At 54.6% G+C, this 1,837-nt stretch carries 1 rRNA gene; it reads left to right on the plus strand.

Features of this window, described 5'->3' with window-relative positions:
* The first annotated feature begins 128 nt into the window (after nt 1-128).
* Nucleotides 129-1,763, plus strand: a 16S ribosomal RNA gene (locus L1765_RS15810).
* Nucleotides 1,764-1,837: the final 74 nt, after the last annotated feature.

A 1,837-nucleotide genomic window follows, 5' to 3' on the forward strand; every position in this document is an offset into this window, starting at 1 on the left:
GAAGAGGGAAGGAAGAAAGATGTACCTTGAAAACTGAACAGTGCAGAAGCCAAGCGAACCCTGAAGATTCAAATGGAGTAAGGAAGAGTCTAAGGGACTCATAAGGATAGAAGAGCAGATTAAACTTTTTATCGGAGAGTTTGATCCTGGCTCAGGACGAACGCTGGCGGCGTGCCTAATACATGCAAGTCGAACGCCAGAGGCCGGGGATCAGAGGCCAGAGGCCAGAACATAGGTCTCTCGAGGAAGTGTGAAAGCATCACAGAGGAGCTTTCAATCGGGCTTCCGGTTTCTGATCTCCGGCATCTGGAGTGGCGGACGGGTGAGTAACACGTAGGTAACCTACCTGTAAAGCTGGGATAACTCCGGGAAACCGGAGCTAATACCGGATAGGACATTTTCCTGCATGGGGGAGTGTTGAAAGGTGGCGCAAGCTACCGTTTACAGATGGGCCTGCGGCGCATTAGCTAGTTGGTGAGGTAAAGGCTCACCAAGGCAACGATGCGTAGCCGACCTGAGAGGGTGACCGGCCACACTGGGACTGAGACACGGCCCAGACTCCTACGGGAGGCAGCAGTAGGGAATCATCCGCAATGGAGGGAACTCTGACGGTGCAACGCCGCGTGAGCGAAGAAGGTCTTCGGATTGTAAAGCTCTGTTCTTAGGGAAGAAAGGGTGTAAGGCGAAAAGGTTTACACCGTGACGGTACCTAAGGAGAAAGCCCCGGCTAACTACGTGCCAGCAGCCGCGGTAATACGTAGGGGGCAAGCGTTGTCCGGAATTATTGGGCGTAAAGCGCGCGCAGGCGGTCTTTTAAGTCTGATGTGAAAGCCCACGGCTCAACCGTGGAGGGTCATTGGAAACTGGGAGACTTGAGTGCAGGAGAGGGGAGTGGAATTCCATGTGTAGCGGTGAAATGCGTAGATATATGGAGGAACACCAGTGGCGAAGGCGACTCTCTGGCCTGTAACTGACGCTGAGGCGCGAAAGCGTGGGGAGCAAACAGGATTAGATACCCTGGTAGTCCACGCCGTAAACGATGAGTGCTAGGTGTTAGGGGGAACGATCTCCTTAGTGCCGAAGGAAACCCATTAAGCACTCCGCCTGGGGAGTACGGCCGCAAGGCTGAAACTCAAAGGAATTGACGGGGGCCCGCACAAGCGGTGGAGCATGTGGTTTAATTCGAAGCAACGCGAAGAACCTTACCAGGGCTTGACATCCCGCTGACAGGGGTAGAGATATCCCGTCTCTTCGGAGCAGCGGAGACAGGTGGTGCATGGTTGTCGTCAGCTCGTGTCGTGAGATGTTGGGTTAAGTCCCGCAACGAGCGCAACCCTTGTCCTTAGTTGCCAGCAGTAAGATGGGCACTCTAGGGAGACTGCCGGTGACAAACCGGAGGAAGGTGGGGATGACGTCAAATCATCATGCCCCTTATGTCCTGGGCTACACACGTGCTACAATGGCTGGTACAACGGGAAGCGAAGCTGTGAAGTGGAGCGAATCCCTTAAAGCCAGTCTCAGTTCGGATTGCAGGCTGCAACTCGCCTGCATGAAGCCGGAATCGCTAGTAATCGCGGATCAGCATGCCGCGGTGAATACGTTCCCGGGCCTTGTACACACCGCCCGTCACACCACGAGAGTTTGCAACACCCGAAGTCGGTGAGGTAACCGTAAGGAGCCAGCCGCCGAAGGTGGGGCAGATGATTGGGGTGAAGTCGTAACAAGGTAGCCGTATCGGAAGGTGCGGCTGGATCACCTCCTTTCTATGGAGAACAGTTCCTTTGGAGAAAGGGACAGGGGAGAATTGGACCATGCACTGTTTAGTTTTGAGGGAGCA

This window comes from Microaerobacter geothermalis, from assembly GCF_021608135.1.
Classification (GTDB): domain Bacteria; phylum Bacillota; class Bacilli; order DSM-22679; family DSM-22679; genus Microaerobacter; species Microaerobacter geothermalis.